This is a genomic window from Pseudomonas sp. FA117, from assembly GCF_057370475.1.
On sequence record NZ_CM170675.1, the window covers coordinates 5,310,478 to 5,336,675 of the forward strand.

20 protein-coding genes are annotated in these 26,198 nt (G+C 65.6%); 15 read left to right on the forward strand and 5 right to left on the reverse strand.

The window, feature by feature from the left end; genetic code table 11:
• Positions 1-32 precede the first annotated feature (32 nt).
• The 7 genes from AC1TXO_RS24405 (at position 33) to yccS (ending at position 11,344) form a co-directional block, all read left to right on the forward strand.
• Positions 33-1,832 (forward strand): acyl-CoA dehydrogenase, encoded by a 1,800-nt coding sequence (locus AC1TXO_RS24405; protein ID WP_486404101.1) that lies wholly within the window; start codon positions 33-35, stop codon positions 1,830-1,832.
• 30 nt (positions 1,833-1,862) lie between these two features.
• A complete protein-coding gene (locus AC1TXO_RS24410) occupies positions 1,863-3,305 on the forward strand; it encodes a TldD/PmbA family protein (RefSeq protein WP_486404102.1) in 1,443 nt (480 codons plus the stop codon).
• A complete protein-coding gene (locus AC1TXO_RS24415) occupies positions 3,305-4,636 on the forward strand; it encodes a TldD/PmbA family protein (RefSeq protein ID WP_486404103.1) in 1,332 nt (443 codons plus the stop codon). The genes AC1TXO_RS24410 and AC1TXO_RS24415 overlap by 1 nt, the downstream gene beginning before the upstream one ends.
• Positions 4,637-4,746: 110 nt before the next feature.
• Positions 4,747-6,174 (forward strand): multidrug transporter subunit MdtD, encoded by a 1,428-nt coding sequence (mdtD, locus tag AC1TXO_RS24420; RefSeq protein WP_486404104.1) that lies wholly within the window; start codon positions 4,747-4,749, stop codon positions 6,172-6,174.
• Between the two features lie 112 nt (positions 6,175-6,286).
• A complete protein-coding gene (dbpA, locus tag AC1TXO_RS24425; RefSeq protein WP_486406901.1) occupies positions 6,287-7,624 on the forward strand; it encodes an ATP-dependent RNA helicase DbpA in 1,338 nt (445 codons plus the stop codon).
• A 147-nt stretch (positions 7,625-7,771) separates the two neighbouring features.
• The gene (locus AC1TXO_RS24430) at positions 7,772-8,953 is read left to right on the forward strand and encodes a BaiN/RdsA family NAD(P)/FAD-dependent oxidoreductase (RefSeq protein ID WP_486404105.1); all 1,182 of its coding nucleotides are present in this window, start codon (positions 7,772-7,774) and stop codon (positions 8,951-8,953) included.
• A gap of 207 nt (positions 8,954-9,160) precedes the next feature.
• On the forward strand, positions 9,161-11,344 hold the full coding sequence (gene yccS / locus AC1TXO_RS24435) for a YccS family putative transporter (protein WP_486404106.1): 2,184 nt from the start codon (positions 9,161-9,163) through the stop codon (positions 11,342-11,344).
• Between the two features lie 147 nt (positions 11,345-11,491).
• Here the strand turns inward: yccS and AC1TXO_RS24440 are convergent, their stop codons facing one another.
• The 3 genes from AC1TXO_RS24440 to AC1TXO_RS24450 all read right to left on the reverse strand — a co-directional run bounded on the left by AC1TXO_RS24440 (position 11,492) and on the right by AC1TXO_RS24450 (position 13,190).
• Positions 11,492-12,229: a substrate-binding periplasmic protein gene (locus AC1TXO_RS24440; protein ID WP_486404107.1), complete on the reverse strand. Its 738-nt coding sequence runs from the start codon at positions 12,227-12,229 to the stop codon at positions 11,492-11,494.
• Between the two features lie 150 nt (positions 12,230-12,379).
• Positions 12,380-12,676 (reverse strand): winged helix-turn-helix domain-containing protein, encoded by a 297-nt coding sequence (locus AC1TXO_RS24445; RefSeq protein WP_486404108.1) that lies wholly within the window; start codon positions 12,674-12,676, stop codon positions 12,380-12,382.
• Positions 12,677-12,689: 13 nt separating this feature from the next.
• Positions 12,690-13,190, reverse strand: a complete 501-nt coding sequence (locus AC1TXO_RS24450) for a M48 metallopeptidase family protein (RefSeq protein ID WP_486404109.1) — start codon at positions 13,188-13,190, stop codon at positions 12,690-12,692.
• Between the two features lie 130 nt (positions 13,191-13,320).
• On the opposite strand from AC1TXO_RS24450, the gene AC1TXO_RS24455 reads away from it, so the two are divergent.
• The 8 genes from AC1TXO_RS24455 (at position 13,321) to AC1TXO_RS24490 (ending at position 22,732) form a co-directional block, all read left to right on the forward strand.
• Positions 13,321-14,226, forward strand: coding sequence for a helix-turn-helix domain-containing protein (locus AC1TXO_RS24455; RefSeq protein ID WP_486406902.1), 906 nt, complete (start codon positions 13,321-13,323; stop codon positions 14,224-14,226).
• Positions 14,227-14,399: 173 nt separating this feature from the next.
• Positions 14,400-15,710, forward strand: a complete 1,311-nt coding sequence (locus AC1TXO_RS24460) for an ABC transporter substrate-binding protein (protein ID WP_486404110.1) — start codon at positions 14,400-14,402, stop codon at positions 15,708-15,710.
• Positions 15,711-15,792: 82 nt separating this feature from the next.
• Entirely contained in the window at positions 15,793-16,716 is a 924-nt protein-coding gene (locus AC1TXO_RS24465) for a carbohydrate ABC transporter permease (RefSeq protein WP_486404111.1), read from the forward strand.
• 10 nt (positions 16,717-16,726) lie between these two features.
• On the forward strand, positions 16,727-17,560 hold the full coding sequence (locus AC1TXO_RS24470; protein ID WP_063546497.1) for a carbohydrate ABC transporter permease: 834 nt from the start codon (positions 16,727-16,729) through the stop codon (positions 17,558-17,560).
• A gap of 81 nt (positions 17,561-17,641) precedes the next feature.
• On the forward strand, positions 17,642-18,754 hold the full coding sequence (locus AC1TXO_RS24475) for an ABC transporter ATP-binding protein (protein WP_486404112.1): 1,113 nt from the start codon (positions 17,642-17,644) through the stop codon (positions 18,752-18,754).
• A 21-nt stretch (positions 18,755-18,775) separates the two neighbouring features.
• Positions 18,776-20,251: a mannitol dehydrogenase family protein gene (locus tag AC1TXO_RS24480; RefSeq protein ID WP_486404113.1), complete on the forward strand. Its 1,476-nt coding sequence runs from the start codon at positions 18,776-18,778 to the stop codon at positions 20,249-20,251.
• 16 nt (positions 20,252-20,267) lie between these two features.
• The gene (gene xylB, locus AC1TXO_RS24485) at positions 20,268-21,758 is read left to right on the forward strand and encodes a xylulokinase (protein ID WP_486404114.1); all 1,491 of its coding nucleotides are present in this window, start codon (positions 20,268-20,270) and stop codon (positions 21,756-21,758) included.
• A 41-nt stretch (positions 21,759-21,799) separates the two neighbouring features.
• Positions 21,800-22,732 (forward strand): carbohydrate kinase family protein, encoded by a 933-nt coding sequence (locus AC1TXO_RS24490; protein ID WP_486404115.1) that lies wholly within the window; start codon positions 21,800-21,802, stop codon positions 22,730-22,732.
• A gap of 3 nt (positions 22,733-22,735) precedes the next feature.
• On the opposite strand, the gene AC1TXO_RS24495 is transcribed toward AC1TXO_RS24490, so the two are convergent.
• Positions 22,736-24,859: a putative bifunctional diguanylate cyclase/phosphodiesterase gene (locus AC1TXO_RS24495; protein WP_486404116.1), complete on the reverse strand. Its 2,124-nt coding sequence runs from the start codon at positions 24,857-24,859 to the stop codon at positions 22,736-22,738.
• A gap of 216 nt (positions 24,860-25,075) precedes the next feature.
• Complete coding sequence (gene fba / locus AC1TXO_RS24500) at positions 25,076-26,140, reverse strand: class II fructose-bisphosphate aldolase (RefSeq protein ID WP_486404117.1); 1,065 nt, start codon at positions 26,138-26,140, stop codon at positions 25,076-25,078.
• Positions 26,141-26,198 lie beyond the last annotated feature (58 nt).

Below are 26,198 nucleotides of genomic sequence, written 5' to 3' on the forward strand. Positions count from 1 at the left end.
GACTCGCGGCATCCCGAACCAGGAACGCCGCCATGCCCGAGTCCCTCCTCAGCAGCCGCAACCTCGCCTTCGAACTCTACGAAGTCCTCGACGCCGAGGCCCTGACCCAGCGCCCGCGCTTCGCCGAGCACAACCGCGAGACCTTCGACGCAGCGCTCGGTACTGCCCGCACCATTGCCGAGAAGTACTTCGCCCCGCACAACCGCAAGGGCGACGAGCACGAGCCGCGTTATGTCGACGGCCGCGCCGAGTTGATTGCCGAGGTCAAGCCTGCGGTGGAGGCCTTCCTCGAGGCGGGTTTTCTCAACGCCAACCGCGACTTCGACGTCGGCGGCATGCAGTTGCCGAGCCTGGTCTCGCAGGCCTGCTTCGCCCACTTCCAGGCCGCCAACGCCGGGACCACGGCCTACCCCTTCCTGACCATGGGCGCGGCCAACCTGATCGAGAGCTTTGGCAGCGACGAACAGAAGCGCCTGTTCCTGCAGCCGATGATCGAGGGCCGCTACTTCGGCACCATGGCCCTGACCGAACCCCACGCCGGCTCGTCGCTGGCCGACATTCGCACCCGCGCAGAGCCCGCAGGCGACGGCAGTTACCGACTCAAGGGCAACAAGATCTTCATTTCCGGGGGCGATCACGAGCTGTCGGAGAACATCGTGCACATGGTCCTGGCCAAGCTGCCGGACGCACCGCCCGGTGTGAAGGGCATTTCGCTGTTCATCGTGCCCAAGCATCTGGTCAACACCGACGGCAGCCTAGGTGCACGCAACGATGTGTTGCTGGCCGGGCTGTTCCACAAGATGGGCTGGCGTGGCACCACCTCAACGGCGCTGAACTTCGGTGACAATGGGCAGTGCGTCGGCTATCTGGTCGGCAAACCACACCAGGGCCTGGCGTGCATGTTCCAGATGATGAACGAGGCGCGGATCGGCGTCGGCATGGGTGCGGTGATGCTCGGCTATGCCGGCTACCTGTATTCACTGGACTATGCCCGCCAGCGCCCGCAAGGCCGTCAGGTGGACAACAAGGATCCACACAGCCCGGCCGTACCGATCATCGAGCACGCCGATGTGCGGCGCATGCTGCTGATGCAGAAAGCTTACGTCGAAGGCGCCTTCGACCTTGGGTTGTACGCCGCGCGACTGTTCGACGACACCCACACCGCCGATGAAGCCTCGTGCGCCCAGGCTCAGGAGTTGCTCGACCTGCTCACCCCGATCGTCAAGTCCTGGCCTTCGGCGTTCTGCCTCAAGGCCAACGAACTGGCGATCCAGATCCTCGGCGGCCACGGCTACACCCGCGAATACCCGGTGGAACAGTACTATCGCGACAACCGCCTGAACCCGATCCACGAGGGCACCGAAGGCATCCAGTCGCTCGACCTGCTCGGGCGCAAGCTGGCGCAGAACGGCGGCGCCGGGCTCAAGCAACTGATCCGCCTGATCGCCGCCACCGCCGAGCGCGCCAGCCATCACCCCAACCTCGACGCCCTGCGCCAGCCGCTGGAGCAACTGGTGAACCGCCTGCAGGCCGTGACCCTGGCGCTGCTCGGTGACCTGGCCCAGGGCAAGGTTGCCGGGGCGCTGGCCAACTCGGCGCTGTACCTCAAGGTGTTCGGCCACTGCGTGATCGGCTGGCGCTGGCTGGAACAGGCGATCCACGCTGAGCTCGGGCTGATGAAGGGGGTTGAGACGGACCGCGACTTCTACCGGGGCAAGCTGCAGGCGGCGCGTTATTTCCTGACTTGGGAGGTGCCGGGCTGCCATACTGAGCTCGCACTGCTCGAGGCACGCGACGACACCTGCCTGGGCATGCAAGAGGGGTGGTTCTAGGGGGAGCCACCGCGCAACGGAGGTTCCCGCATGTTCGATTCCAGCGCCCTGCTGCGCCAGCGCTTCGCCGCGCTGCGCAGCACGGCCGAACTGTTCTCGCTTCGCCATGTGAAGCAATCGCACCAATCGCTGTCGGTACGGCGCAACGTCGCCGAACCGCCGTTCTTCAACCAGGACCAGGGCGCGATGCTCACCGTGCGCCTGAACGGCGTCGAGGCCTATGCCGCCACCGCCGACCTGTCGCAGGATGGCCTGCAACGCGCCCTCGAACAGGCCGAGGCCCTGGCCCGGCAGATCGCCGCGCACAGCCTGCTCGACCTCAGCGCCCAGCCGGTGCCTGAAGCCCGCCACGACCATGTCTCGCCCAACTTCGAGCAGGCGTTGCCCAACCTTGCCGAGTGCCTCGACCTGCTCGCCGCCGAATCGGCCAGCGTGCCCAGCGACAGCCGCCTGGTAGACTGGCAGGCAAGCCTGTCCATCACCCTGGTCGAGCAGACCTACCTGAACTCCGCCGGCGCCGAACTGCGCCACGCGCAGCGCTTCGTCTTCCCCGGGCTGGGCGTCACCGCCAGCGATGGCCAGGACAGCCAGAGCCGCAGCCTCGGTCGGGAAAACTTCGGTCAGCAGGGTGGCTTCGAAGTGGTCCAGCGTTGCGGACTGGTCGGCGCCGCCCGGCGCGTGGCCGACGAAGCCCTGCAACTGCTGTTGGCGCCCAACACCCCGAGCGGTGTCCGCGACCTGCTGCTGATGCCCGACCAGATGATGCTGCAGATCCACGAGTCCATCGGCCATCCGCTGGAGATGGACCGCATCCTCGGCGACGAGCGCAACTACGCCGGCACCAGCTTCGTCAAGGCCGGCGACCTCGGCCAGCTGCAATACGGCTCGCCGCTGCTGAACGTGACCTTCGACCCGACCATCGACGAAGAACTGGCCAGCTACAGCTTCGATGACGACGGCACTGCGGCAAGCAAGCAGTTCCTGATTCGCGAAGGCAAGCTGCTGCGCCCGCTGGGCGGCGCGCTGTCGCAGTTCCGCTCCGGGCTCGACGGCGTGGCCAACAGCCGCGCCTGCGGCTGGAACCGTGCCCCGATCGACCGCATGGCCAACCTCAACATCGAACCTGGCGACCAGTCGCTCGAACAGCTCGTCAAGGGCATCGAACACGGCATCCTGATGCGCACCAACCGCTCCTGGTCCATTGACGATGCGCGCAACAAGTTCCAGTTCGGCTGCGAATGGGGCCAGTTGATCGAAAACGGCGAACTCAAGGGCGTGGTGAAGAACCCCAACTACCGGGGTATCTCCGCACAGTTCTGGCGCAACCTGTCGGCGGTCGGCGACCGCAGCACCTTCCAGGTACTCGGCACCCCCAACTGCGGCAAGGGCGAACCCAACCAGGTCGTGCGCGTCGGCCACGCCTCGCCAGCCTGTGTGTTCCGCCAGATCGACGTATTCGGAGGAGACGCCTGATGAGTACCCTCTATCAGCAACGCTTCGAGGCGCTGCTCGGCGCCCTGCGCGAGGCCCTGCAGCCTGGCGAGCAGTTCACCCTCGGCTACAGCGCCGAGCAGTCGCGCTTCGTGCGTTTCAACCATGCCAAGGTGCGCCAGGCCGGCGAAGTTGCCCAGGCCAGCGCCCTGCTGCGTCTGGTGCGCGACGGACGCCAGGCCGAGCAGCAATTCACCCTCGGCGATGACCTGCAGCTCGACCGCCAGCGCCTGGACGATGCCCTCGCGCAATTGCGCCAGACCCTGCCACTGCTGGCGCCCGACCCCTACCTGAAACTGGATGAAAACCCCTGGCGCAGCCACAGCCTGCAGGCACAGGATCTGCCCGACTTCAGCGAGGTCCTGGCGCTGGTCCAGGAGCAGGCCGGCGACCTCGACCTGGTCGGCATCTACGCCGCCGGCCCGATCTGCCGGGGCTTTGCCAGCTCGTTCGGCGCCTTTGGCTGGCACCAGGCCAACAGCTTCAATTTCGACTGGAGCCTGTTCCACGCCAACGGCCAGGCCGTGAAGGCCAACTACGCGGGCCAGACCTGGAGCGGTGAGGCATTCAGCGCCCGCCTGCAGCTGGCCCGCGAACAGCTGCAGTACCTGGGTCGTCCGGCTATCACCCTCAAGCCCGGCAGCTACCGCGCCTACCTGGCGCCAGCGGCCATGGACGAAATCGCCGGCATGCTGGCCTGGGGCGGCTTCTCGGCCCAAGCCCTGGCCACCGGCAACAGCCCGTTGCAACGCCTGTACAACGGCGATACGCAACTCGATCCACGGGTCAGCTTCTCGGAGCAGGTCAGCGGCTCGCTGAGCCCGGCGTTCTCGGACGAAGGCTCACCGCGCCAGGACCTGCTGCTGATCGGCGAAGGGCGCGGTCGCGAACGCCTGGTCAGTGCCCGCAGTGCTGCAGAGTTCAAGCTCTCGGGCAATGGCGCCGACAGCTACGAATCGCCCTGCGCCCTGAGCCTTGCGGCCGGCGAACTGGCGTCGCAGGACATCCTCGCCCGCCTGGGCACCGGGCTGTACATCAGCAATCTCTGGTACCTGAACTATTCTGACCTGCCAGCGGCGCGGATGACCGGCCTGACCCGCTTCGCCACCTTCTGGGTGGAAAACGGCCAGATCCAGGGCCCGGTCAGCACCATGCGCTTCGACGACAGCCTGTACAACCTGCTGGGCCCTCAGCTGGAAGACCTGACCCGCGAACGCGAGCTGATCCTGTCGACCAGTACCTACGGGCAACGGCAAACCGGATCGAGTAATTTGCCGGGGGCATTGGTCAGAGGATTGATGCTGACATTGTGACTGGCCGGACCGGCCCTTCCGCGGGCAAGCCCGCTCCCACAGGGATGATTGCAATCTCCGTGGGCGTGGGCTTGGACGCGAAAGGGCTGACACTGAAGGATGCAGACCTCATGCCCGAACGCACCCCGCTCGACCCCATCACTGCCCGCTGGATCCCCTGGGTGGTGGCCATCGCCTTCTTCATGCAGTCGCTCGACGGCACCATTCTCAACACTGCGCTGCCGGCCATGGCCCGCTCGCTGGCAGAAGACCCGCTGCGCATGCAGGGGGTGATCATCGCCTACATGCTCACCGTGGCCCTGCTGATCCCGGCTTCGGGCTGGATCGCGGACCGCTTCGGCACCAAGCACATCTTCTTCGGCGCCATCCTGTTGTTCAGCTTCGGCTCGTTGCTGTGCGCGGCGGCCAACAGCCTGGGCTTCCTGATTTTCGCGCGGGTCATCCAGGGTCTGGGCGGTGCCCTGATGCTGCCGGTCGGGCGGTTGGTGGTGCTGCGTGCCTACCCGCGCTCGGAACTGGTGCGGATCATGAGTTTCATCACCATCCCCGGCCTGCTCGGCCCGCTGCTGGGGCCAACCGTCGGTGGCTGGCTGGTGGAAATCCTCAGCTGGCACTGGATCTTCCTGCTCAACCTGCCGGTCGGTGCGCTGGGCTGCTATGCGGTGTGGAAGTTCATCCCCGACCTGCGCGGCAGCGAACGCACCACCTTCGACGGTCCGGGCTTCATTCTCTTCGGCGCGGCAATGGTGCTGATCACCATCGCCATGGAGGGCCTGGGCGAGTTGCACCTGCCACACCTGCGCGTGATGTTGCTGCTGTTCGCGGGCATGGCCTGCCTTGCCGCCTACTGGCTGCGTGCCGGGCGCGACCCCGAGCCGCTGTTCTCGCCGAGCCTGTTCCGCGTACGCACCTTCGCCATCGGCATCCTTGGCAACCTGTTCGCCCGCCTGGGCAGCGGCGCCCTGCCCTTCCTGGTGCCGCTGCTGCTGCAGGTGGCGCTGGGCTACTCGCCGGCGCAGGCAGGGATGAGCATGATTCCCCTGGCAGCGGCGGCCATGCTCGCCAAGTCGGTGGCCCGGCCGCTGATCGAACGCCTGGGCTATCGCATCATCCTCACCGGCAACACGTTGCTGCTGGGGGTGCTGCTGGCCAGCCTGGGGCTGGTCGACGAGCAGACGCCCTATGCCTTGCTGCTGGTGCAACTGGGCTTGCTGGGCGCGGTGAACTCGCTGCAGTTCACCGCCATGAACACGGTCACTCTGATCGACCTGGACGATGTCAGCGCCAGCAGCGGCAACAGCCTGCTGTCGGTGGTCGCGCAACTGTCGCTGAGCCTGGGGGTGGCCTGTGCCGGTGCGCTGCTGGGCGGCTTCACCGCAGCGGGCAGCGCCGATGGCGTGGAAAGCACCCTGGGCGCATTCCAGCTGACCTTCCTGACCATCGGCCTGATGGCGATGCTGGCGGCGGCGATCTTCCTGCAACTGTCGCCGACGGACGGAAGGCGTGCCCGTCGTCCGGAAGAACACGTGGAAACGTAGGGCGAATGGCCATGAGGCTGGTAGACTGTGCGGCATTTTTCGCTTCGCAACGCAGGCCTGCCTCGTGACCACCGAATCCACCGCTTTCGCCTCCCTGCCGCTGTCCGCCGCCATGCTGGCCAACCTGGACGCCCTGGGCTATGCCTCGATGACCCCGATCCAGGCCCAGAGCCTGCCGGTCATCCTCAAGGGCCAGGACCTGATCGCCCAGGCCAAGACCGGCAGCGGCAAGACCGCCGCCTTCGGCATCGGCCTGCTCAATCCGATCAACCCACGCTTCTTCGGCTGCCAGGCCCTGGTGCTGTGCCCGACCCGCGAGCTGGCCGACCAGGTCGCCAAGGAGCTGCGCCGCCTGGCCCGCGCCGAGGACAACATCAAGATCCTCACGCTCTGTGGCGGCGTCTCGCTGGGCCCGCAGATCGCCTCGCTGGAGCACGGCGCGCACATCATCGTCGGCACCCCAGGCCGCATCCAGCAGCACCTGGACAAGGGCACCCTCGACCTGAAGGGGCTCAATACCCTGGTGCTCGACGAAGCCGACCGCATGCTCGACATGGGCTTCTTCGACGCCATCGCTGCCATCATCGGCAAGACCCCGTCGCGCCGCCAGACCCTGCTGTTCTCGGCCACCTACCCGGCCGGCATCGAGCAACTGGCCGCCGACTTCATGCGCAAGCCGCAGCAGGTCAAGGTCGAGAGCCAGCACGCTGACAGCCAGATCGAGCAGCGCTTCATCGAGATCGATCCGCAACAGCGCCTGGAGGCGGTTACCCGCGTCCTGGGCCACTACCGCCCGCAGTCGTGCGTGGCGTTCTGCTTCACCAAGCAGCAGTGCGAAGACCTGGTCACCCACCTGACCGCCAAGGGCATCGTCGCCCAGGCCCTGCACGGTGATCTGGAACAGCGCGACCGCGACCAGGTGCTGACGATGTTCGCCAACCGCAGCAGCTCGGTGCTGGTGGCCACCGATGTGGCCGCCCGTGGCCTGGACATCGACGGCCTGGACCTGGTGATCAACGTGGAACTGGCGCGTGACGCGGAAATCCATGTGCACCGCGTCGGCCGCACCGGCCGCGCGGGCGAGAAAGGCGTGGCGATCAGCCTGGTGGCACCGGCCGAAGGGCATCGCGCACAGGCCATCGAAGACCTGCAGAACCGCCCGCTGCGCTGGGAACAGCTGGACAACCTCAAGAGCAAGGGCGGCGAACCGCTGCTGCCGCCGATGACCACCCTGTGCATCGGTGCCGGGCGCAAGGACAAACTGCGCCCAGGCGACATCCTCGGCGCCCTGACCGGTGACGCAGGCATTCCCGGCAAGCAGGTCGGCAAGATCGCCATCTTCGACTTCGTCGCCTTCGTGGCGGTCGAGCGGGCGTTGGCCAAGCAGGCGATGCAGCGGCTCAACAGCGGCAAGATCAAGGGGCGTGCCCTGAAGGTCCGTATCATCTGACCTATTTTGGGGCTGCTTTGCAGCCCATCGCAGGCAAGCCAGCTCCCACAGGATCTCCACAGGCCTCAGGCCGAGTGCATTCCCGGTGGAAGCTGGCTTGCCTGCGATGGGCCGCTCGACGGACCCGGCAATCCATGAGGTAACACCGTGCACTCCACCGACGTGATCATCCTCGGCGCCGGCGCCGCCGGCCTGATGTGTGCCCAGCTCAGCGCGCGCCGCGGCCGCCGTGTGCTGCTGCTCGACCATGCCAACAAGCCGGGCAAGAAAATCCTCATGTCCGGCGGCGGGCGCTGCAACTTCACCAACCTGTACACCGAGCCCGCCAACTTCCTCTCGCACAACCCGCACTTCTGCAAGTCTGCGCTGGCCCGCTACACCCAGTGGGACTTCATCGAACTGGTGGCCAGGCACGGCGTGCCGTATCACGAGAAGAAGCTCGGCCAGCTGTTCTGCGACAACAAGTCCAGCGACATCCTCGACATGCTCCTGGCCGAGTGCGACGAGGCCGGCGCCGAGCTGCGGATGAACACCAGCATCGAGCAGATCGAGAAAACCGACAGCGGCTATCGCCTGCAGACCAGTGCCGGTGCGTTCGCCTGCCAGTCGCTGGTGATCGCCACCGGCGGCCTGTCGATCCCGACTCTGGGCGCAACCGGCTTCGGCTATCAGGTCGCACGCCAGTTCGGCCACGCCCTGCTGCCGACCCGCGCTGCGCTGGTGCCGTTCACCATCACCGAGCCCCAGCTCAAGGCACTGTGCACCGAGCTGTCCGGCACGTCGCTGGACTGCATCGCCAGCTGCAACGGCACCAGCTTTCGCGAGAACCTGCTGTTCACCCATCGCGGCCTGAGCGGCCCGGCGATCCTGCAGATTTCCTCGTACTGGGAAGCAGGCGACACGCTCGAGATCAACCTGTTGCCCGACCGCGACGCGCTGGAGTGGCTGCAAGGCGTGCAGGCCGAACGCCCCAACAGCGAGCTGAAGACCGTGCTGGGCGAGGTGTTCACCCGCAAGCTGGCGACTCTGCTGGCCGAACAGTGGTTCGTTTCGAAACCCTTGAAGCAGTACACGCCGGCAGAATTGACCCAGATCGCCGGGCAGCTCGCGGCCTGGCAACTGGTGCCGGCGGGCACCGAAGGCTACCGCACCGCGGAAGTGACCCTGGGCGGCGTCGACACCCGCGAGGTGTCGTCCAAGACCATGGAGTCGCTCAAGAGCCCGGGATTGTTCTTCATCGGCGAGGTGCTGGACGTCAGCGGGCACCTGGGTGGGTTCAATTTCCAGTGGGCCTGGGCTTCCGCCAACGCAGCGGCGCAGTTCGTTTAGAGTAGAATCCTTTCAGCACGGAACGCTTTTTGCTGGTCTGTGCCGGGAAGGTTTGATCGGCTCCGCTATGCCCCCTTCGCGGGCAAGCCCGCTCCCACAGGATTGCACTGGCCCTGTAGGAGCGGGCTTGCCCGCGAAGGGCAGCGCAGCAGCGTCGGTCAACCTGCTACCCAAGGTCCTCATTCGAACTCTGTCCAGCAGGCCACTATGTCATCGAGCTCGTTCCGCCATTCATTGCGTCGCTTGTGGGGCCAAGACAAGTTCAGCTATGCCATCCGGGTGACCATCGCCCTGACCGGTACCATGGCCTGGTGCTGGTACCAGAACGAGATGAGCCTGCTCATCCCGTTGTTCCTCGGCATCATCGCCAGCGCCCTGGCCGAGACCGATGACGGCTGGCAAGGCCGCCTCAGCGCGCTGGCCGTCACCCTCGTGTGTTTCGCCATCGCCGCACTGTCGGTCGAGCTGCTGTTCCCCTACCCCTGGATCTTCGCCGGTTCCCTGGCCCTGGCAGCCTTCGGCCTGACCATGCTCGGTGCCCTTGGCGAGCGCTATGGTGCCATCGCCTCGGCGACGCTGATCCTCTCGGTGTACACCATGATCGGTGTCGACCAGCGCGGCGGCGTGGTCACCGATTTCTGGCACGAGCCGCTACTGCTGGTGGCAGGTGCGGCGTGGTACGGCGTGCTCTCGGTGCTGTGGCAGGCCCTGTTTGCCAACCAGCCGGTGCAGCAGAGCCTGGCCAGGCTGTTCTACGAACTGGGCAGCTACCTCAAGCTCAAGGCCAGCCTGTTCGAACCGGTCCGCACCCTCGACGTGGAGGCCACGCGCCTGGAGCTGGCCAAGCAGAACGGCAAGGTGGTGGCTGCACTCAATGCCGCCAAGGAAATCATCCTGCACCGGGTCGGCAACAGCCAGCCCAACTCCAAGGTCAGTCGCTACCTGAAGCTGTACTTCCTGGCCCAGGACATCCACGAGCGTGTCAGTGCCTCGCACTACCCCTACAACGCCCTGAGCGAGGCGTTCTTCCACAGCGACGTGATGTTCCGCTGCCAGCGTCTGCTGCGCAAACAAGGCTCGTCGTGCCAGGAGCTGGCCCGTTCGATCCGCCTGCGCCAGCCGTTCGTGCTCGCCAGCGGTTACCCCGAGGCCCTGGAAGACCTCAACGCCTCGCTGGAGCACTTGCGCACCCAGAACAATCCGGCGTGGCGCAGCCTGCTGCGCTCGCTGCGCGCCCTGGCCGCCAACCTGGCCACGCTGGACCGCCTGCTGGGCGCGGCGAGCAACCCCGACAGCCTGGCCGACGCCAGCGACAGCAGCCTGCTGGACCGCTCGCCGCGCACGTTCAAGGAGGTGTGGAAACGCCTGCGCACCCAGCTCACACCCACCTCGCTGCTGTTCCGCCATGCCCTGCGCCTGCCGCTGGCGCTGTCGATCGGCTACGGCATGGTGCACCTGATCCACCCCACCCAAGGCTACTGGATCATCCTCACCACCCTGTTCGTCTGCCAGCCCAACTATGGCGCAACGCGGCGCAAGCTGGTGCAGCGGATCTTCGGCACCGCCATCGGCCTGACGGTGGGCTGGGCGCTGTTCGACCTGTTCCCCAATCCGATCATCCAGTCGCTGTTCGCGGTGGTCGCAGGCGTGGTGTTCTTCGTCAACCGCACCACCCGCTACACGTTGGCGACGGCGGCGATCACGCTGATGGTGCTGTTCTGCTTCAACCAGATCGGCGATGGCTACGGGCTGTTCCTTCCACGCCTGTTCGACACCCTGGTCGGCGCCTTGATCGCGATCCTCGCGGTGTTCCTGTTCCTGCCCGACTGGCAGGGACGGCGCCTGAACAAGGTGCTGGCCAATACCCTGACCTGCGCCAGCCTGTACCTGCGCCAGATCATGCAGCAGTACGCCAACGGCAAGCGCGACGACCTCGCCTACCGCCTGGCCCGGCGCAACGCCCACAATGCCGACGCGGCGCTGTCGACCACACTGTCGAACATGCTCATGGAGCCAGGGCACTTCCGCAAGGAGGCGGACGTGGGCTTTCGCTTCCTGGTGCTGTCGCACACCCTGCTCAGCTACCTGTCAGGGCTGGGCGCGCACCGCGATACGGCGCTGCCGGCCGAAGTGCACGAGCAGTTGATCGATGGGGTCGGCAGCAGCCTGGCGCGCAGCCTCGACGAAATTGCCAATGGCCTGGCGGCGCGGCTGCCGGTGGCGATTCACAGCGATGAGGAAGAAGCCCTGGCCAACCAGCTGGAACAGATGCCCGAGGAGCTGGACGAGCACCAGCGCCTGGTGCAGAGCCAGTTGGCGCTGATCTGCCGGCAGCTGGGGCCCTTGCGTACATTGGCGGCGCACCTGATCAAGGAAGGCGAGCCGGCCTGAGGATCGCGTCGCCCTCCTCGCGGGCAAGCCCGCTCCCACAGGAACTCCGCTGCCTGGTAAGCAACTGTCCTGTTTAAAATCCAGAGGCCAGCCCAATCCCTGTGGGAGCGGGCTTGCCCGCGAAGAGGCCGGCACCGACAACCCAGGTCACAAGCCATACTGCCTCAACAGCCGCGCATAACTGCCATCGGCCTTCATCGCCTCGATCGCCTGCTCGAAGCGCTCGACGATCTGCCGGTGATCCGGGTTCTTCAGGCTGACCAGGATATGCAGGCTGTTCTCGCCCAGCGGCCGCTCGACAAAGTCCACCGCATCGCACACCTCTGCCGGCTCGCGCTGCAGGTTGTAGCGGGCGACATATTCGTCCTCCACCGCCAGGTCCACGCGTCCAGCAGCCAGCATGCGGATTGCCGAGGTGAAATTGCGCACCGCCACCTTGTTCAGCCGGCTGTCGCCATCGAATGCCGGTGAGTAGGCATAATCACGCACCACGGCGATGCTGTACGGGTACAGATCGACCAGCCGCTTGAAACCGAAGGCCTCGCGCTGGCGCTTGAGCAGGCGGATGCGGTTGGTCAGGTAGGCGCCGGAAAACTCACCCAGGCGGGTACGTGACTCGTTGTACCAGGCATTGATGAGTACGTCGTAGCGCCCCTCGCCGATCCCCAGCAGCGCCCTCGCCCAGGGCACTTCCTCGAACTCGCTGGCGTACCCGGCGCGGGTGAGCGCCGTGGTGACGATGCTGGTCGCCAGACCACCGCCCGGCATGGCGCTGTCGGAAAACGGCGGCCACTTGTCGGCCACCAGGCGCAGCGGTGGCTGGGCCACTGCCGGCGCCATGAACATCATTGCGGTCAATCCCAGAACGCAAAGCAGTGGCCGCATGCTCAGTTCCTTTCGCAGTTGAGGGCCCCACGCTGATCAACGCAGGGTACACAAGGGAAAGGACAACGGCAGCAGGCAATAATGTCATTTGGCCTCTATTTTGGCCGAATGATGGAAGCTATCCCAGCACAGCACAGGCTGGCACGCTGTTTACGGATACCCGAGAACGTCACGAACCTGGCGCAGGTGCTGGATGATCCACTGCTTGTCGATCGCACCCCAGTCGCGGATGCGGTAGTGCCCGGCATGGTTGCGCGCCCCACTCTGCTGCTCGAACTCGCAGACGATGTCCAGGTCGGCGAGGGCGGCAATGGTGTCCTGGGCGGTGCGCCTGGGCATGCCGGTGGCTTCCATCAGCGCGGGCACGCTGGTGGCGGTCTGGCTGTCGATCAGCCAGGCCACGTAGAGGCGGCGGTAGAAACTGCTCTTGGTCTTGCTCACGTCCATGCTCGCGACATCCTCATGCATTGCCCGGCAACTCGCGCCAGGTCAGGTAGACACGCAGGTCGAACTCCAGTTGATGGTAGTCCGGCTCCATATGCTGGCACAGCTGGTAGAACGCCTTGTTGTGATCACGCTCGCGCAGGTGCGCCAGTTCGTGCACCACGATCATGCGCAGGAACTGCGGCGCCGCCTCCTTGAACAGCGAGGCGACGCGGATTTCCTTCTTGGCCTTGAGGTTGCCACCCTGCACCCGCGACACCGCCGTGTTCAGGCCCAGGGCGCGGTGGGTGAGGTCGAGGCGGTTGTCGTAGAGCACCTTGTCCAGCGGCGGCGCGCTGCGCAGGTATTGCTGGCGCAAGTCCTGGGCGTAGAGGTACAGCGCCTTGTCGCTCTGCACCTCGTGGCGGGCGGGGTAGCGCTGCTGCAGGTAGGTGCCCAGGCGATCGCTGGCGATCATCTGGCGAACCTGTTCCTGCAGGTGCGGGGGGTAGGCTTGCAAGTAGCGTAGGGTGGTCATGGGGTGGGAGTTTACCGAATTGATAGGGGCCTGTGGTTGGCAGGGCTGGCCCTTTCGCGGGTAAACCCGCTCCTACAGGACGCGAATTTTGGCTAGGATGCTGTATTCGCCCCTGCTCGAAGCACTCACCATGCCCAAAGCCAGCAAGATTACCGACCCGTCCTACGAACTGATGGACGACCACGAAGGCCATTCGCTGATCTACCGCCAGCATGGTTTCCCGAGCCCGCTGGTGCGCTGGCATTTCCACAAGGAATACGAGCTGCACCTGATCGTCGCCAGCTCCGGCAAGGTGTTCATCGGCGACTACATCGGCAACTTCGCCCCCGGCACGCTGTTTCTTACCGGGCCGAACCTGCCGCACAACTGGATCAGCCAGGTGGCCGCCGACGAGGTGGTCGACACCCGCGACATGCTGGTCAACTTCACCGACGAAGTGCTCGAGCAAGGCAGCCAGGTATTCTCCGAGCTCAATCAGCTGACACCGCTGCTCGCCCGGGCCAGTTATGGCATCGAATTCCGCGATCCGCGACTGATCGGCGAGAGCCAGCAGCTGATGCAACGCATCTCGCAAAGTACCGGCATGACGCGCCTGGGATACTTTTTTATCCTGATGGAACAGCTGGCAGCCTGCGAGGACTACCAGTTGCTGTCCACCGTGACCTCCTCGCAACTGGCCGACGAACACAACGTCGACCGCATCAACCGCGCGGTGGACTACATCTTCCAGCACTACGCCCAGGACCTTACCCAGAACGAGGTCGCCGAACACCTGGGCATGACCCCCACCTACTTCTCGCGCTTCTTCAAGCAGGCCGCAGGGCGCGGCTTCGTCGAGTTCGTCAACCGCCTGCGGATCAGCAAGTCCTGCGAGCTGCTGGCGCGCAGCGACCTGCCGGTGACCGAGGTGTGCTTCGAGTCCGGCTTCAGCAACCTGTCCAATTTCAACCGGCGTTTCCAGCAGCTCAAGGGCATGACGCCCTCCGGCTACCGCAGCCTGGTGACCCAGCGCCTGACCGAGCAGAACCTTTCCTGAAACGTTTGAGCAGTGCGTCACACGGCTCGACCCCCAGTGCAAAAAAGTATCGGCCTGCGTGCAGTCGAGGCTTTGTTGCATTGACGATGCAGGAGTGTAATCGGCAACCAGCGACACAAAAAAAACAATAGAGACTTCCGCGCCGTCCTGCGGCCCGGAAGAGGAGTTCACCGATGAACGACTCGATCAAGGCCTGTGTGGCCGTTGCCTGCCTTAGCCTGCCGGTGTTTGCCCAGGCTGCCGAAACCCTGACCATTGCCACCGTCAACAACAACGACATGATCCGCATGCAGCGGCTGTCCAAGGTGTTCGAGGAACAGCACCCGGACATCAAGCTCAAGTGGGTGGTGCTCGAAGAAAACGTCCTGCGTCAACGCCTGACCACCGATATCGCCACCCAGGGCGGTCAGTTCGACGTGCTCACCATCGGCATGTACGAAGCGGCCCTCTGGGGTGCCAAGGGCTGGCTGGAGCCTATGAAGGACCTGCCCGCCGACTACCAGCTCGACGACGTGTTCCCCTCGGTGCGCGACGGCTTGTCGGTCAAGGGCACGCTGTACGCCCTGCCCTTCTACGCCGAAGCCTCGATCACCTACTACCGCAAGGACCTGTTCCAGCAAGCCGGCCTGCAGATGCCCGAGCAGCCGACCTGGACCCAACTTGGCGAGTTCGCCGCCAAGCTCAACAAGCCTGACGCCGGCCAGTACGGCATCTGCCTGCGTGGCAAGGCCGGCTGGGGCGAGAACATGGCGCTGATCGGCACCCTGGCCAATGCCTTCGGCGCCCGCTGGTTCAACGAGCAGTGGCAGCCGGAGTTCACCGGCAGCGAATGGACCAAGGCGCTGAACTTCTACGTCGACACCATGAAGCAGTACGGCCCGCCCGGTGCCTCCAGCAACGGCTTCAACGAGAACCTGGCGCTGTTCAACAGCAGCAAGTGCGCGATGTGGGTCGATGCCAGCGTCGCCGGTTCGTTCGTCACCGACAAGAGCCAGAGCAAGGTCGTCGACGACGTAGGCTTCACCTTCGCGCCGAAGGAAGTCACCGACAAGGGCGCGACCTGGCTGTACTCATGGGCGCTGGCGATCCCCACCAGCTCCAGGTCCAAGGACGCAGCCAGGACCTTCAGCACCTGGGCCACCTCCCAGGCCTATGGCCAGCTGGTCGCCGACAAGGAAGGCGTGGCCAACGTGCCGCCGGGCACCCGCGCCTCCACCTACAGCGAGGCCTACCTGCAGGCTGCACCGTTCGCCAAGGTCACGCTGGAGTCGCTGAAGAAGGTCGACCCCAACCACCCGACCCTCAAGCCGGTGCCCTACGTGGGTATCCAGCTGGTGACCATCCCTGAGTTCCAGGCCATCGGCACCCAGGTCGGCAAGCTGTTCTCCGCCGCCCTGACCGGCCAGATGAAGCCTGAACAGGCACTGGCTGCCGCCCAGTCGTCCACCGAACGCGAGATGAAACGCGCCGGCTACCCCAAGTAGACCGAACCCTGGTCGCCAGCACGCCGCCCTCGGCGTGCTGGTGGCCGGCTGCTCGCCCCTTACTGCCGTACACGGAGTCGTCATGAACACCTCGGCCCTCGACACCCCGACCCACGCCCCCGCGCGCCCCGGCAAACGCCGTGTCGGCCCCGGCTGGTTCCTGGTCAGCCCTTCGGTGGCGCTGCTGCTGTTATGGATGATCGTGCCCCTGGGCATGACCCTGTATTTCTCGCTGATCCGCTACAACCTGCTGTACCCCGGCGAGAACGACTTCGTCGGCCTGGAGAACTTCAGCTTCTTCGTCACCGACGCAGGCTTTCTGCCCGGTGCCCTGAATACCCTGACCCTGGTCGGCAGCGTGCTGGCGATCAGCGTAGTGTTCGGCGTGCTCATCGCCGCGCTGCTGGAGGCCGGCGAGTTCTGGGGCCGCGGCGTGGTGCGGGTGCTGCTGATCTCGCCGTTCTTCATCATGCCCACGGTCAGCGCGCTGCTGTGGAAAAACCTGATCTTCCACCCGGTGTCCGGAATCCTCGCGGCGGTCTGGCGCCTGTTCGGTGCGCAGCCGGTGGACTGGCTGGCGCACTATCCGTTGCTGTCGATCATCCTGATCGTGTCGTGGCAATGGCTGCCGTTCGCCATCCTGATCCTGATGACCGCCATGCAGTCGCTGGACCAGGAGCAGAAAGAAGCGGCACGCCTGGACGGTGCAGGCCCGCTGGCGATCTTCTGGCACCTCACCCTGCCGCACCTGGCGCGGCCGATCGCCGTGGTGGTGATGATCGAAACGATCTTCCTGCTGTCGGTGTTCGCCGAAATCTTCACCACCACCAGCGGCGGGCCGGGCTACGAGTCCACCAACCTCGCCTACCTGATCTACAACCAGGCATTGCTGCAGTTCGACGTCGGCATGGCCTCGGCCGGTGGCCTGATCGCCGTGGTGATCGCCAACATCGCTGCCATCGTGCTGGTGCGCATGATCGGCAAGAACCTCACCGAGCGCAGCTGAGGAGCCCGCCATGCTGACACTCAAGCAAACCCGCCGCCTGCGCGATGCGCTGATCGGCCTGCTGTGCTGGGGCATTGCCCTGGCGATCTTCTTCCCGATCTTCTGGATGCTGCTGACCAGCTTCAAGACGGAACTCGACGCCTTCGCCACGCCGCCGCAGTTCATCTTCCACCCGACGCTGGAGAACTACCTGCACATCAACGAGCGCAGCGACTACTTCGCCTACGCCTGGAACTCGGTGCTGATCTCGTTCTCCGCGACCCTGCTGTGCATGCTGATCGCGGTGCCCGCCGCCTACTCCATGGCCTTCTTCGAGACCCGCCACACCAAGCGCACGCTGTTGTGGATGCTGTCGACCAAGATGCTGCCGCCGGTGGGCGTGCTGATGCCGATCTACCTGCTGGCCAAGCAGTTCGGCCTGCTCGATTCGCGGCTGTCGCTGATCATCGTCTACACCCTGATCAACCTGCCGATCGTGGTGTGGATGGTGTACACCTACTTCAAGGATATCCCCGTCGACATCCTCGAGGCGGCGCGCCTGGACGGCGCCGGCACCTGGCAGGAAATCCTCCGCGTGCTGCTGCCGATCGCCCGTGGCGGCCTGGCCTCGACCGTGCTGCTGTCGCTGATCCTGTGCTGGAACGAGGCGTTCTGGTCGCTCAACCTGACCTCCTCGGCCGCCGCCCCGCTGACCGCGCTGGTGGCCTCCTACTCCAGCCCCGAGGGCCTGTTCTGGGCCAAGCTCTCGGCCGTCTCGACCCTGGCCTGCGCGCCGATCCTGATCTTCGGCTGGATCAGCCAGAAGCAGCTGGTGCGTGGGCTGTCGTTCGGAGCGGTGAAATGAATCGGCTGAAAAGTCCGCTGCGCTCCCACAGGGGCCTGCAAAAACCTCAATTTTTCCTGGCCACTGCACAGGTAACTCGACATGGCTGACCTGAAGATCCGCAACCTGCAAAAAGGCTTTGATGGCCACGCCATCATCAAGGGCATCGACCTGGACGTACACGACCGTGAATTCGTGGTGTTCGTCGGGCCATCGGGCTGTGGCAAATCGACCTTGCTGCGCCTGATCGCCGGCCTCGAAGAGGTCAGCAGCGGCAGCATCACCCTCGATGGTGTCGACATCACCGACACCGCCCCGGCCAAGCGCAACCTGGCCATGGTGTTCCAGACCTACGCCCTGTACCCGCACATGACCGTGCGCAAGAACCTGTCGTTCGCTCTCGACCTGGCCGGCGTGCCCAAGACCGAAGTGGCCAGCAAGGTCGACAACGCCGCGCGCATCCTCGAGCTGCAACCGATGCTCGAGCGCAAGCCACGCCAGCTCTCCGGCGGCCAGCGCCAGCGGGTGGCGATTGGCCGGGCGATCGTGCGCAACCCGAAGATCTTCCTGTTCGACGAACCGCTGTCCAACCTCGACGCCGCCCTGCGCGTGCAGATGCGCCTGGAGCTGTCGCGCCTGCACAAGGAACTGGCCGCAACCATGATCTACGTGACCCACGACCAGGTCGAGGCGATGACCCTGGCCGACAAGGTGGTGGTGCTCAACGCCGGGCGCATTGAGCAGGTCGGCTCGCCGCTGGAGCTGTACCACCATCCGGCCAACCTGTTCGTCGCAGGCTTCCTCGGCACACCGAAGATGGGCTTTTTGCGCGGACACCTGAGCCGCAACCAGGGCAACCAGTGCGAGGTCGCCCTCGAGTGCGGCGCCCGCATCGCCCTGCCGCTGTGCGCAGGCGAACTGGCCACCGGCAGCCAGATCACCCTGGGCATCCGCCCAGAGCACCTGAGCATCAGCCGCAGCGGTCACGGCGAGCATGGCTCGCTGCAGGTCACCGCCGATGTCAGTGAGCGCCTGGGCAGCGACAGCTACTGCCACGTACGCAGCGCCTCCGGCGAGATGCTCACCGTGCGGGTCCGTGGCGATTTCGCGCCCGAGTACGGCGAGCAACTGGAACTGAGCTTCGATCCGGCGCACTGCCATCTGTTCGACAGCACCGGCAAGGCCCTGGACAAACGACTGCAACAGGCGGCCTGAGCCGTCTTCAAGGATTTTTCGATGAAACTCAACCAGCGCAATCTCGACAAGCTGGCGACCGCGGTCGCACGCCCCGCCTACGACCCGGCGCAGCTGCGCCAGGGCATCGTGCACATCGGCGTCGGCGGCTTTCACCGCGCCCATCAGGCCGCCTACACCGACGCCCTGATGAACCGTGGCGAAGCCCTCGACTGGGCGATCTGCGGCGCCGGCCTGCGCAGCGAAGACCGCGCCATGCGCGACGCCCTGGCCAGCCAGGACCACCTCTACACCCTCTTCGAGCTGGGCGAAAACCCCGACACCGAGGTGCGTGTGATCGGCGCCATCAGCGGCATGCTGCTGGCAGAAAGCGACAGCCAGGCGCTACTCGACACGCTTTGCGACCCCGCCATCCGCATCGTCTCGCTGACCATCACCGAGGGCGGCTACTGCATCGACGACAGCACCGGCGAGTTCCTCGAGCACCTGCCGCTGATCCAGCACGACCTGGCCAACCCGAGCCAGCCAGGCAGCGTGTTCGGTTACCTCTGCGAGGCCCTGCGCCGTCGCCGCGAGGCCGGCACCGCCGCGTTCACGGTGATGTCCTGCGACAACCTTCCGCACAACGGCGCCGTGGCGCGCAAGGCGCTGCTGGCCTTCGCCCACTTGCTCAACCATGACCTGGCCCAGTGGATCGACCAGCACGTCAGCTTCCCCAATGCCATGGTCGACCGCATCACGCCGATGACCAGCGACGAACACCGCCGCCAGCTGGCCGAGCGCCACGGCGTCGAGGACGCCTGGCCGGTGGTCTGCGAGCCGTTCCTGCAGTGGGTGTTGGAAGACAAGTTCGTCAGCGGTCGCCCAGCCTGGGAGAAGGTCGGCGTGCAATTCACCGACGACGTCACTCCCTACGAAGAGATGAAGATCAAGCTGCTCAACGGCAGCCACCTGGCACTGACCTACCTGGGCTTCCTGCAGGGCTATCGCTTCGTCCACGAAACCCTCGCCGACGACCTGCTGCGCCGCTACATGCGCACCTTCATGGACCAGGACGTGACCCCGCAACTAGCGCCGGTACCGGGCATCGACCTGACGCACTACAAGGATAGCCTGACCGAACGTTTCTCCAACCGCGCCATCGCCGACCAGCTGGAGCGGGTGTGCTCGGACGGCTCGTCGAAATTCCCCAAGTTCATCGTCCCCACCGCCAATCGCCTGATCGCCGACGGCAAGCCGCTGGACCGCGTGGCGCTGGTGGTTGCCGCCTGGGCGCTGTACCTCGGCGGCAAGGATGAAAAAGGCAATGTGTACAGCATTCCCGACCCGCGCGCGGCCCAGTGCCAGGCCCGTGTCGTGCAGCGCGAAGGGCTGGCCGCACGGGTGCTGGGCGATGAGGCGATCTTCGGCACGGCGATCCCCGGCTCGCGGGCCTTCGTCGAGGCGTTCGAGCGCCAGTACGACAGCTTGCGCGAAGTGGGCGTGAGTGAAACCCTGCGCCGGATACTGGGCGACTGAGACGGAGCGCGGCGATATGGACGGACTGTTCCTCGGCATCGACTGCGGCACCCAGGGCACCAAGGCCCTGGTGCTCGACGCAGGCAGCGGCCGCGTACTGGGGCTGGGCAGCGCGGCGCATGCGGCGCCGCAGGGCGAGCACGGGCGCCGCGAGCAGGATCCGGCAGACTGGCTGCAGGCCTTGTGCACGGCGGTAGCCAATGCCCTTGCCGATGCCGGGGTGGAGGGCCATGCCATCCGCGCACTGGCCGTCTCCGGTCAGCAGCACGGCCTGGTCATGCTCGACGGCCAGGGCCAGGTAATGCGCCCGGCCAAGCTGTGGTGTGATACCGAGAGCACGGCGGAAAACGAAGAACTGCTGGCCGCCCTCGGGGGTGCCGCAGGCTCGCTGGAGCGCCTTGGGCTAGTGATCGCGCCGGGCTATACGCTGTCCAAACTGCTGTGGAGCAAACGTCATCACCCTGAACTGTTCACCCGCGCCGAGCACTTGTTGCTGCCCCACGACTACCTCAACCACTGGCTGACCGGCCAGGCCTGCAGCGAACCGGGCGACGCATCGGGCACCGGCTACTACGATGTGCGCAAGCGCACGTGGGCCGCCGATGTACTGGAACTGGTCGAGCCGGGCAAACGCCTGCTGGCGGCACTGCCGGAGCTGGTCGAGCCGGGTGCCTGCATCGCCACCCTGCAACCCTCGGCAGCCCGGGCCCTGGGCCTGGACACCACGGCCTGGGTGGCCAGTGGTGGCGGCGACAACATGCTTGGCGCCATCGGCACCGGCAACATTCGCCCCGGCATGATCACCCTCAGCCTCGGTACGTCCGGCACCCTGGCCGCCCATACCGACCAGCCGCAGGTCAGCCCCCATGGTGAAGTCGCGACCTTCTGCGGCTCATCCGGAGGCTGGCTGCCGCTGATCTGCACCATGAACCTGACCAGCGCCTGCGCATTGGTGCAAGACCTGCTGCAACTGGACCTGCCTGCGTTCAGCGAACTCGCTGCACAGGCCCCTGTCGGCGCCGAAGGCCTGTTGCTGCTGCCGTTCTTCAATGGCGAACGCGTGCCCGCGCTGCCCGAGGCCAGCGCCAGCCTGCATGGCATGACCAGCAGCAACCTGACCCGCGCCAACCTCTGCCGCGCCGTGCTCGAGGGCACCTGCTTCAGCCTGCGCTACGGGCTCGACCTGCTGCGTGCCAGTGGCCTGCAAGGCGAGGAAATCCGCCTGGTCGGCGGTGCGGCCAAAAGCCCGCTGTGGCGCCAGACGCTCGCCGACCTGCTCGGTCTACCGGTGGTCTGCCCACGCCAGACCGAAGCCGCCGCCCTGGGTGCGGCGATCCAGGCCGCGTGGAGCCTGGGCCGCAGGCTCGACGCCGGCGACAGCCTCGAAACCCTGTGCCAACGCTGCGTCGAACTGGACGAAAGCACCCGCACGGCGCCTCGGCCCGAGCAGCAAGGGGCCTATGAATCGGCCTATCAACATTACCTTTCGCAGCTGCCTGCGCACTGATCGCAGGTATCCTGCCCGTCTACTTCGTTTCGGAGAATTTCATGTACCTGGTCTGTGGCGAAGCCCTGTTCGATGTGTTCAGCCTGGATGACAGCCCGCGCAGCAGCGAACTGGGCTTCAAGGCAATTGCCGGCGGCTCGCCGTTCAACGTCGCGGTCGGCCTGCGCCGGCTGGGCGTGGATTCGGCGCTGTTCGGTGGCCTGTCCGCCGATTATCTTGGCGCCCGCCTGCGGCGGGTACTGGAAGAGGAAAAGGTCGATTGCCGCCACCTGGTGATCAGCGATGCACCGACCACCCTGGCCATGGTCGGCCTGGATGCCAATGGTTCGGCGCAATACCAGTTCCGCGGGGATGGCTGTGCCGACCGCCAGGTGCGCCTCGAGCACCTGCCGACGCTTGGTGACGAGGTTCGCGGCCTGCACGTGGGCTCCTACACCCTGGTCGTGACACCCGTGGCGGATACCCTGCTGGCGCTGGTACAGCGCGAGAGCGCACAGCGCCTGATCAGCCTCGACCCCAACGTTCGCCTCAACCCTCAACCCGACGTGGCCTTGTGGCGGCGCCAGGTGCAGGCCTTCGCCGCCCACGCCCACCTGATCAAGGCCAGCGAGGAAGACCTCGCGCTGCTCTACCCGGATCGCGACCCCGCCGAGGTGGCCCGCAGCTGGCTCAACGACCGCTGCCGACTGGTGTTCGTCACCCATGGCGCAGATGGCGCCAGCGTGCACTGCGCACAGGGTTCATGGACCCGCCCGGCCGATGCCTCGCTGGCAGTGAAAGACACTGTCGGTGCCGGAGACACCTTCCAGGCCGCCGTGCTGACCTACCTCGCCCGCCTCGGCGCAGACAGCCCCGCAGGGCTGGCGGCGCTGGAGCGCGAAGCCATCGACGGTATGCTCGGCTTTGCCATCCGGGCAGCAGCGATCACCTGCTCGCGCGTGGGCCCGGACCTGCCGTTCGCCCATGAGCTGTGAGGCTCAGGCCATGGCGTCCCAGCGATAAACCATCGGAAAGCCCCGCGCATCCGCTGCCGTCATCGGCCGCGCGACCAGGAAGCCCTGCACATAGGCGCAACCATTGGCGCGCAGCCACTGCGCCTGGACGTCGGTTTCCACCCCCTCGGCGATCACCGTGATGCCGTAGTCCGCGCACAGTGCGATGACCGTGCGCACCAGCGCGGCATCGACCTGCGAATCGGGCAGGCGGGCGACCAGGTGGCGGTCGAGCTTCAGGGTGTCGATCGGCAGGTCGCGCAGCATGCGCAGGGAACAGTCGCCGGCACCGAAGTCATCCAGCGCCACGCGCACGCCAAGTTCGCGCAGGCGCTTGACCTGCCTGGCAGCGGCGTCGATGTCGTACATCAGCGAGGTTTCCGCCACCTCCACCTCCAGTTGCGTCGGCGCCAGGCCCTGCGCCTCGATCACCTTGCGCAACTCGTCGACCAGGTTCGGCTGGGTGAACTGCGCACGGCTCAGGCTGATACCCAGCACCACGTCCTCGGCGAACACCTGGCGCCATTCATGGCGCTGCGCCGCGCCCTTGCTGTAGATCCAGCTGGCCAGCCGGTGAATCAGCCGCGCCTCCTCCAGCAGGGGGATGAACAACCCTGGCGGGACGTCGCCGACACTCGGGTGACGCCAGCGCAGCAGCGCCTCGAAGCCACGCAGACGGCCGTCGGCGAAGCCGACCTGGGGCTGGTAGACGAGGGTGAAATCCTTGTGCTCGATGGCGGCGCGTACGCTGTCTTCGAGCATCAGCCGCGAGCGTGCCCGGCCGTTGAGTTCCTGGTCGTAGAAGCGGTATTGCTGGCGACCGGCGCGCTTGGCGGCATACATCGCCGCATCGCCCGCCCGCAGCAGCCCTTCGACGGTGGCGCCGCAGTCGGGATAGGTGGCGATGCCGATGCTGACGCCCAGGCAGACATCCTGGCCGTCCACCTGCGGGCAGGTGGACATGCGCTCGATCAAGGTCTCGGCGTAGCGCCCGGCCTGCTCCGGGTAGGGCAAGCCGTCGAACAGCGCAGTGAACTCGTCGCCGCCCATGCGCCCGAGCATCGCCTGGCTGCCCAGGCAGTCCCTGAGCTGCTCGGCGACCCAGCGCAGCACCTGGTCGCCCGCCTCGTGGCCGAGCGAGTCGTTGATCCGCTTGAAGCCATCGAGGTCCATGTACATCAGGGCCTGAACCTTGTCCGGGCGCTCGTTGCGCAGCAGTGCACCTTCGGCCGTCTGGTAGAAGCCGCGCCGGTTGAGCAGACCGGTCAACGGGTCGGTCACGGCCTGGTGCTCAAGCTGCTGGTGCAGGCTGCGCACCACCGACATGTCCAGCACGGTCACCACCATGGCCTTCTGCTCGGCCGGCAGCGGCGCGCACGACAGTGCCACCGGGATCAGCGGGCCGCCGGGCGTGCGCAACTGGGCATCGTGCACGCGGAAGATCTGCCGCCCCAGGTAGGCCTGGTAGAAGTCCGAGTCACGCCACAATGCGGCGCTCGGCAACTGGATCAGGTCCAGCACGTGAGCGCCGCGCAGCTTTCCCACCGAAAGCTGCAGCAGCCGCGAGATGGCCGGATTGGCGAAACTGATGTCGCCTGACTCGTCCACCACCAGGATGCCTTCGGCAGCGTTTTCCAGGATGGAAGCGTTGAACGCCCGCGCCGCCTCGAGCTCCAGGCCAAGGCGCTGCAGCATGCGCCGGTTGCGCTGCTGCTCGAGCAGGGCCTGGACCTTCGGCTTGAGAATCTGTGGATCGAACGGCTTGAACAGGTAGTCCACCGCGCCGTTGGCATAGCCCTTGAGCACGGCGGCCTGGGATTGCTCGTTGGCGGTGAGGAAAATGATCGGGGTCAGGCGCGTGCGTTGACTGCCGCGCATCAGGCGAGCGACTTCGAAACCGTCCATCTCGGGCATCTGCACATCGAGCAGGACCAGGTCCACTTCGTGTTCGAGCAAGGTGCTCAGCGCTTCCATTCCAGAACTTGCGGTGAGTACCTGCCAATCCTGGCGGGCGAGCAATGCCCGCATGCTGATCAGGTTTTCCGGGTAATCATCGACCACCAGCAGCACTGAGCTGCCTTCCGGTGCTGCGGGTTGAGCTCCATCCATGCCGCTTCTCTTGTCCGACCGACTTCATCTTGTAATTGGATCCGATTCACTACTCTAGACCTGACTTCGCAGGACGCAATGCAATCAGATCGCTATCAAGTCATAAACACAAAATAGCCGACTAATGGTCGCCCTGCTTGCCGAGATACCGCCAGATCGATTCGGCCAGGCGAAAAAAAACCCGCATTTCTGCGGGTTCTTTCATCCAGCCAGCGATCAGTTGACCTTGGCAGCCAACTCGCCCTTGGCGTAACGCAGGTACATCTCGTCCAGCGAAACCGGCTTGATCTTCGACGCGTTGCCTGCGGTACCGAAGGCTTCGTAACGGGCGATGCAGATGTCACGCATGGCCTCGACCGTCTTGGCGAAGTACTTGCGAGGGTCGAACTCGGACTTGTTCTGCTCCAGGAAGCGACGGATCGCACCGGTAGAGGCCAGACGCAGGTCGGTATCGATGTTGACCTTGCGCACGCCGTGCTTGATGCCTTCGACGATCTCTTCGACCGGCACGCCGTAGGTCTCTTTGATGTCGCCGCCGAACTCGTTGATGATCGCCAGCCAGTCCTGTGGCACCGAGGACGAGCCGTGCATCACCAGGTGGGTGTTGGGGATGCGCTGGTGGATCGCCTTGATGCGGTCGATCGCCAGGATGTCGCCGGTAGGCGGCTTGGTGAACTTGTAGGCACCGTGGCTGGTGCCGATGGCGATGGCCAGGGCGTCGACCTGGGTCTTCTTGACGAAGTCGGCGGCTTCTTCCGGGTCGGTCAGCATCTGGCTGTGGTCCAGGATGCCTTCGGCGCCGACGCCGTCTTCTTCACCGGCCTGGCCGGTTTCCAGGCTGCCCAGGCAGCCCAGCTCGCCTTCGACCGACACACCGCAGGCGTGGGCGAATGCCACGGTCTGCTGGGTGACGCGCACGTTGTATTCGTAGTCGGACGGGGTCTTGCCGTCTTCCTTCAGCGAGCCGTCCATCATCACCGAGCTGAAGCCCAGCTGGATCGAGCGCTGGCACACGTCAGGGCTGGTGCCGTGGTCCTGGTGCATGCACACCGGGATGTGCGGGAATTCTTCGATCGCCGCCAGGATCAGGTGACGCAGGAAGGGAGCACCGGCGTACTTGCGGGCACCGGCGGAGGCCTGGACGATGACCGGAGAGTCGGTCTTGTCGGCGGCTTCCATGATGGCGCGCATCTGCTCGAGGTTGTTGACGTTGAAAGCTGGAACGCCGTAGCCGAACTCGGCGGCGTGGTCCAGCATCTGGCGCATGCTAATGAGTGCCATTGTGTATCTCTCTCCCGACAAGCGTCGTTGTTTCGTGCAAGCCTGCCGCAGGGGCGGT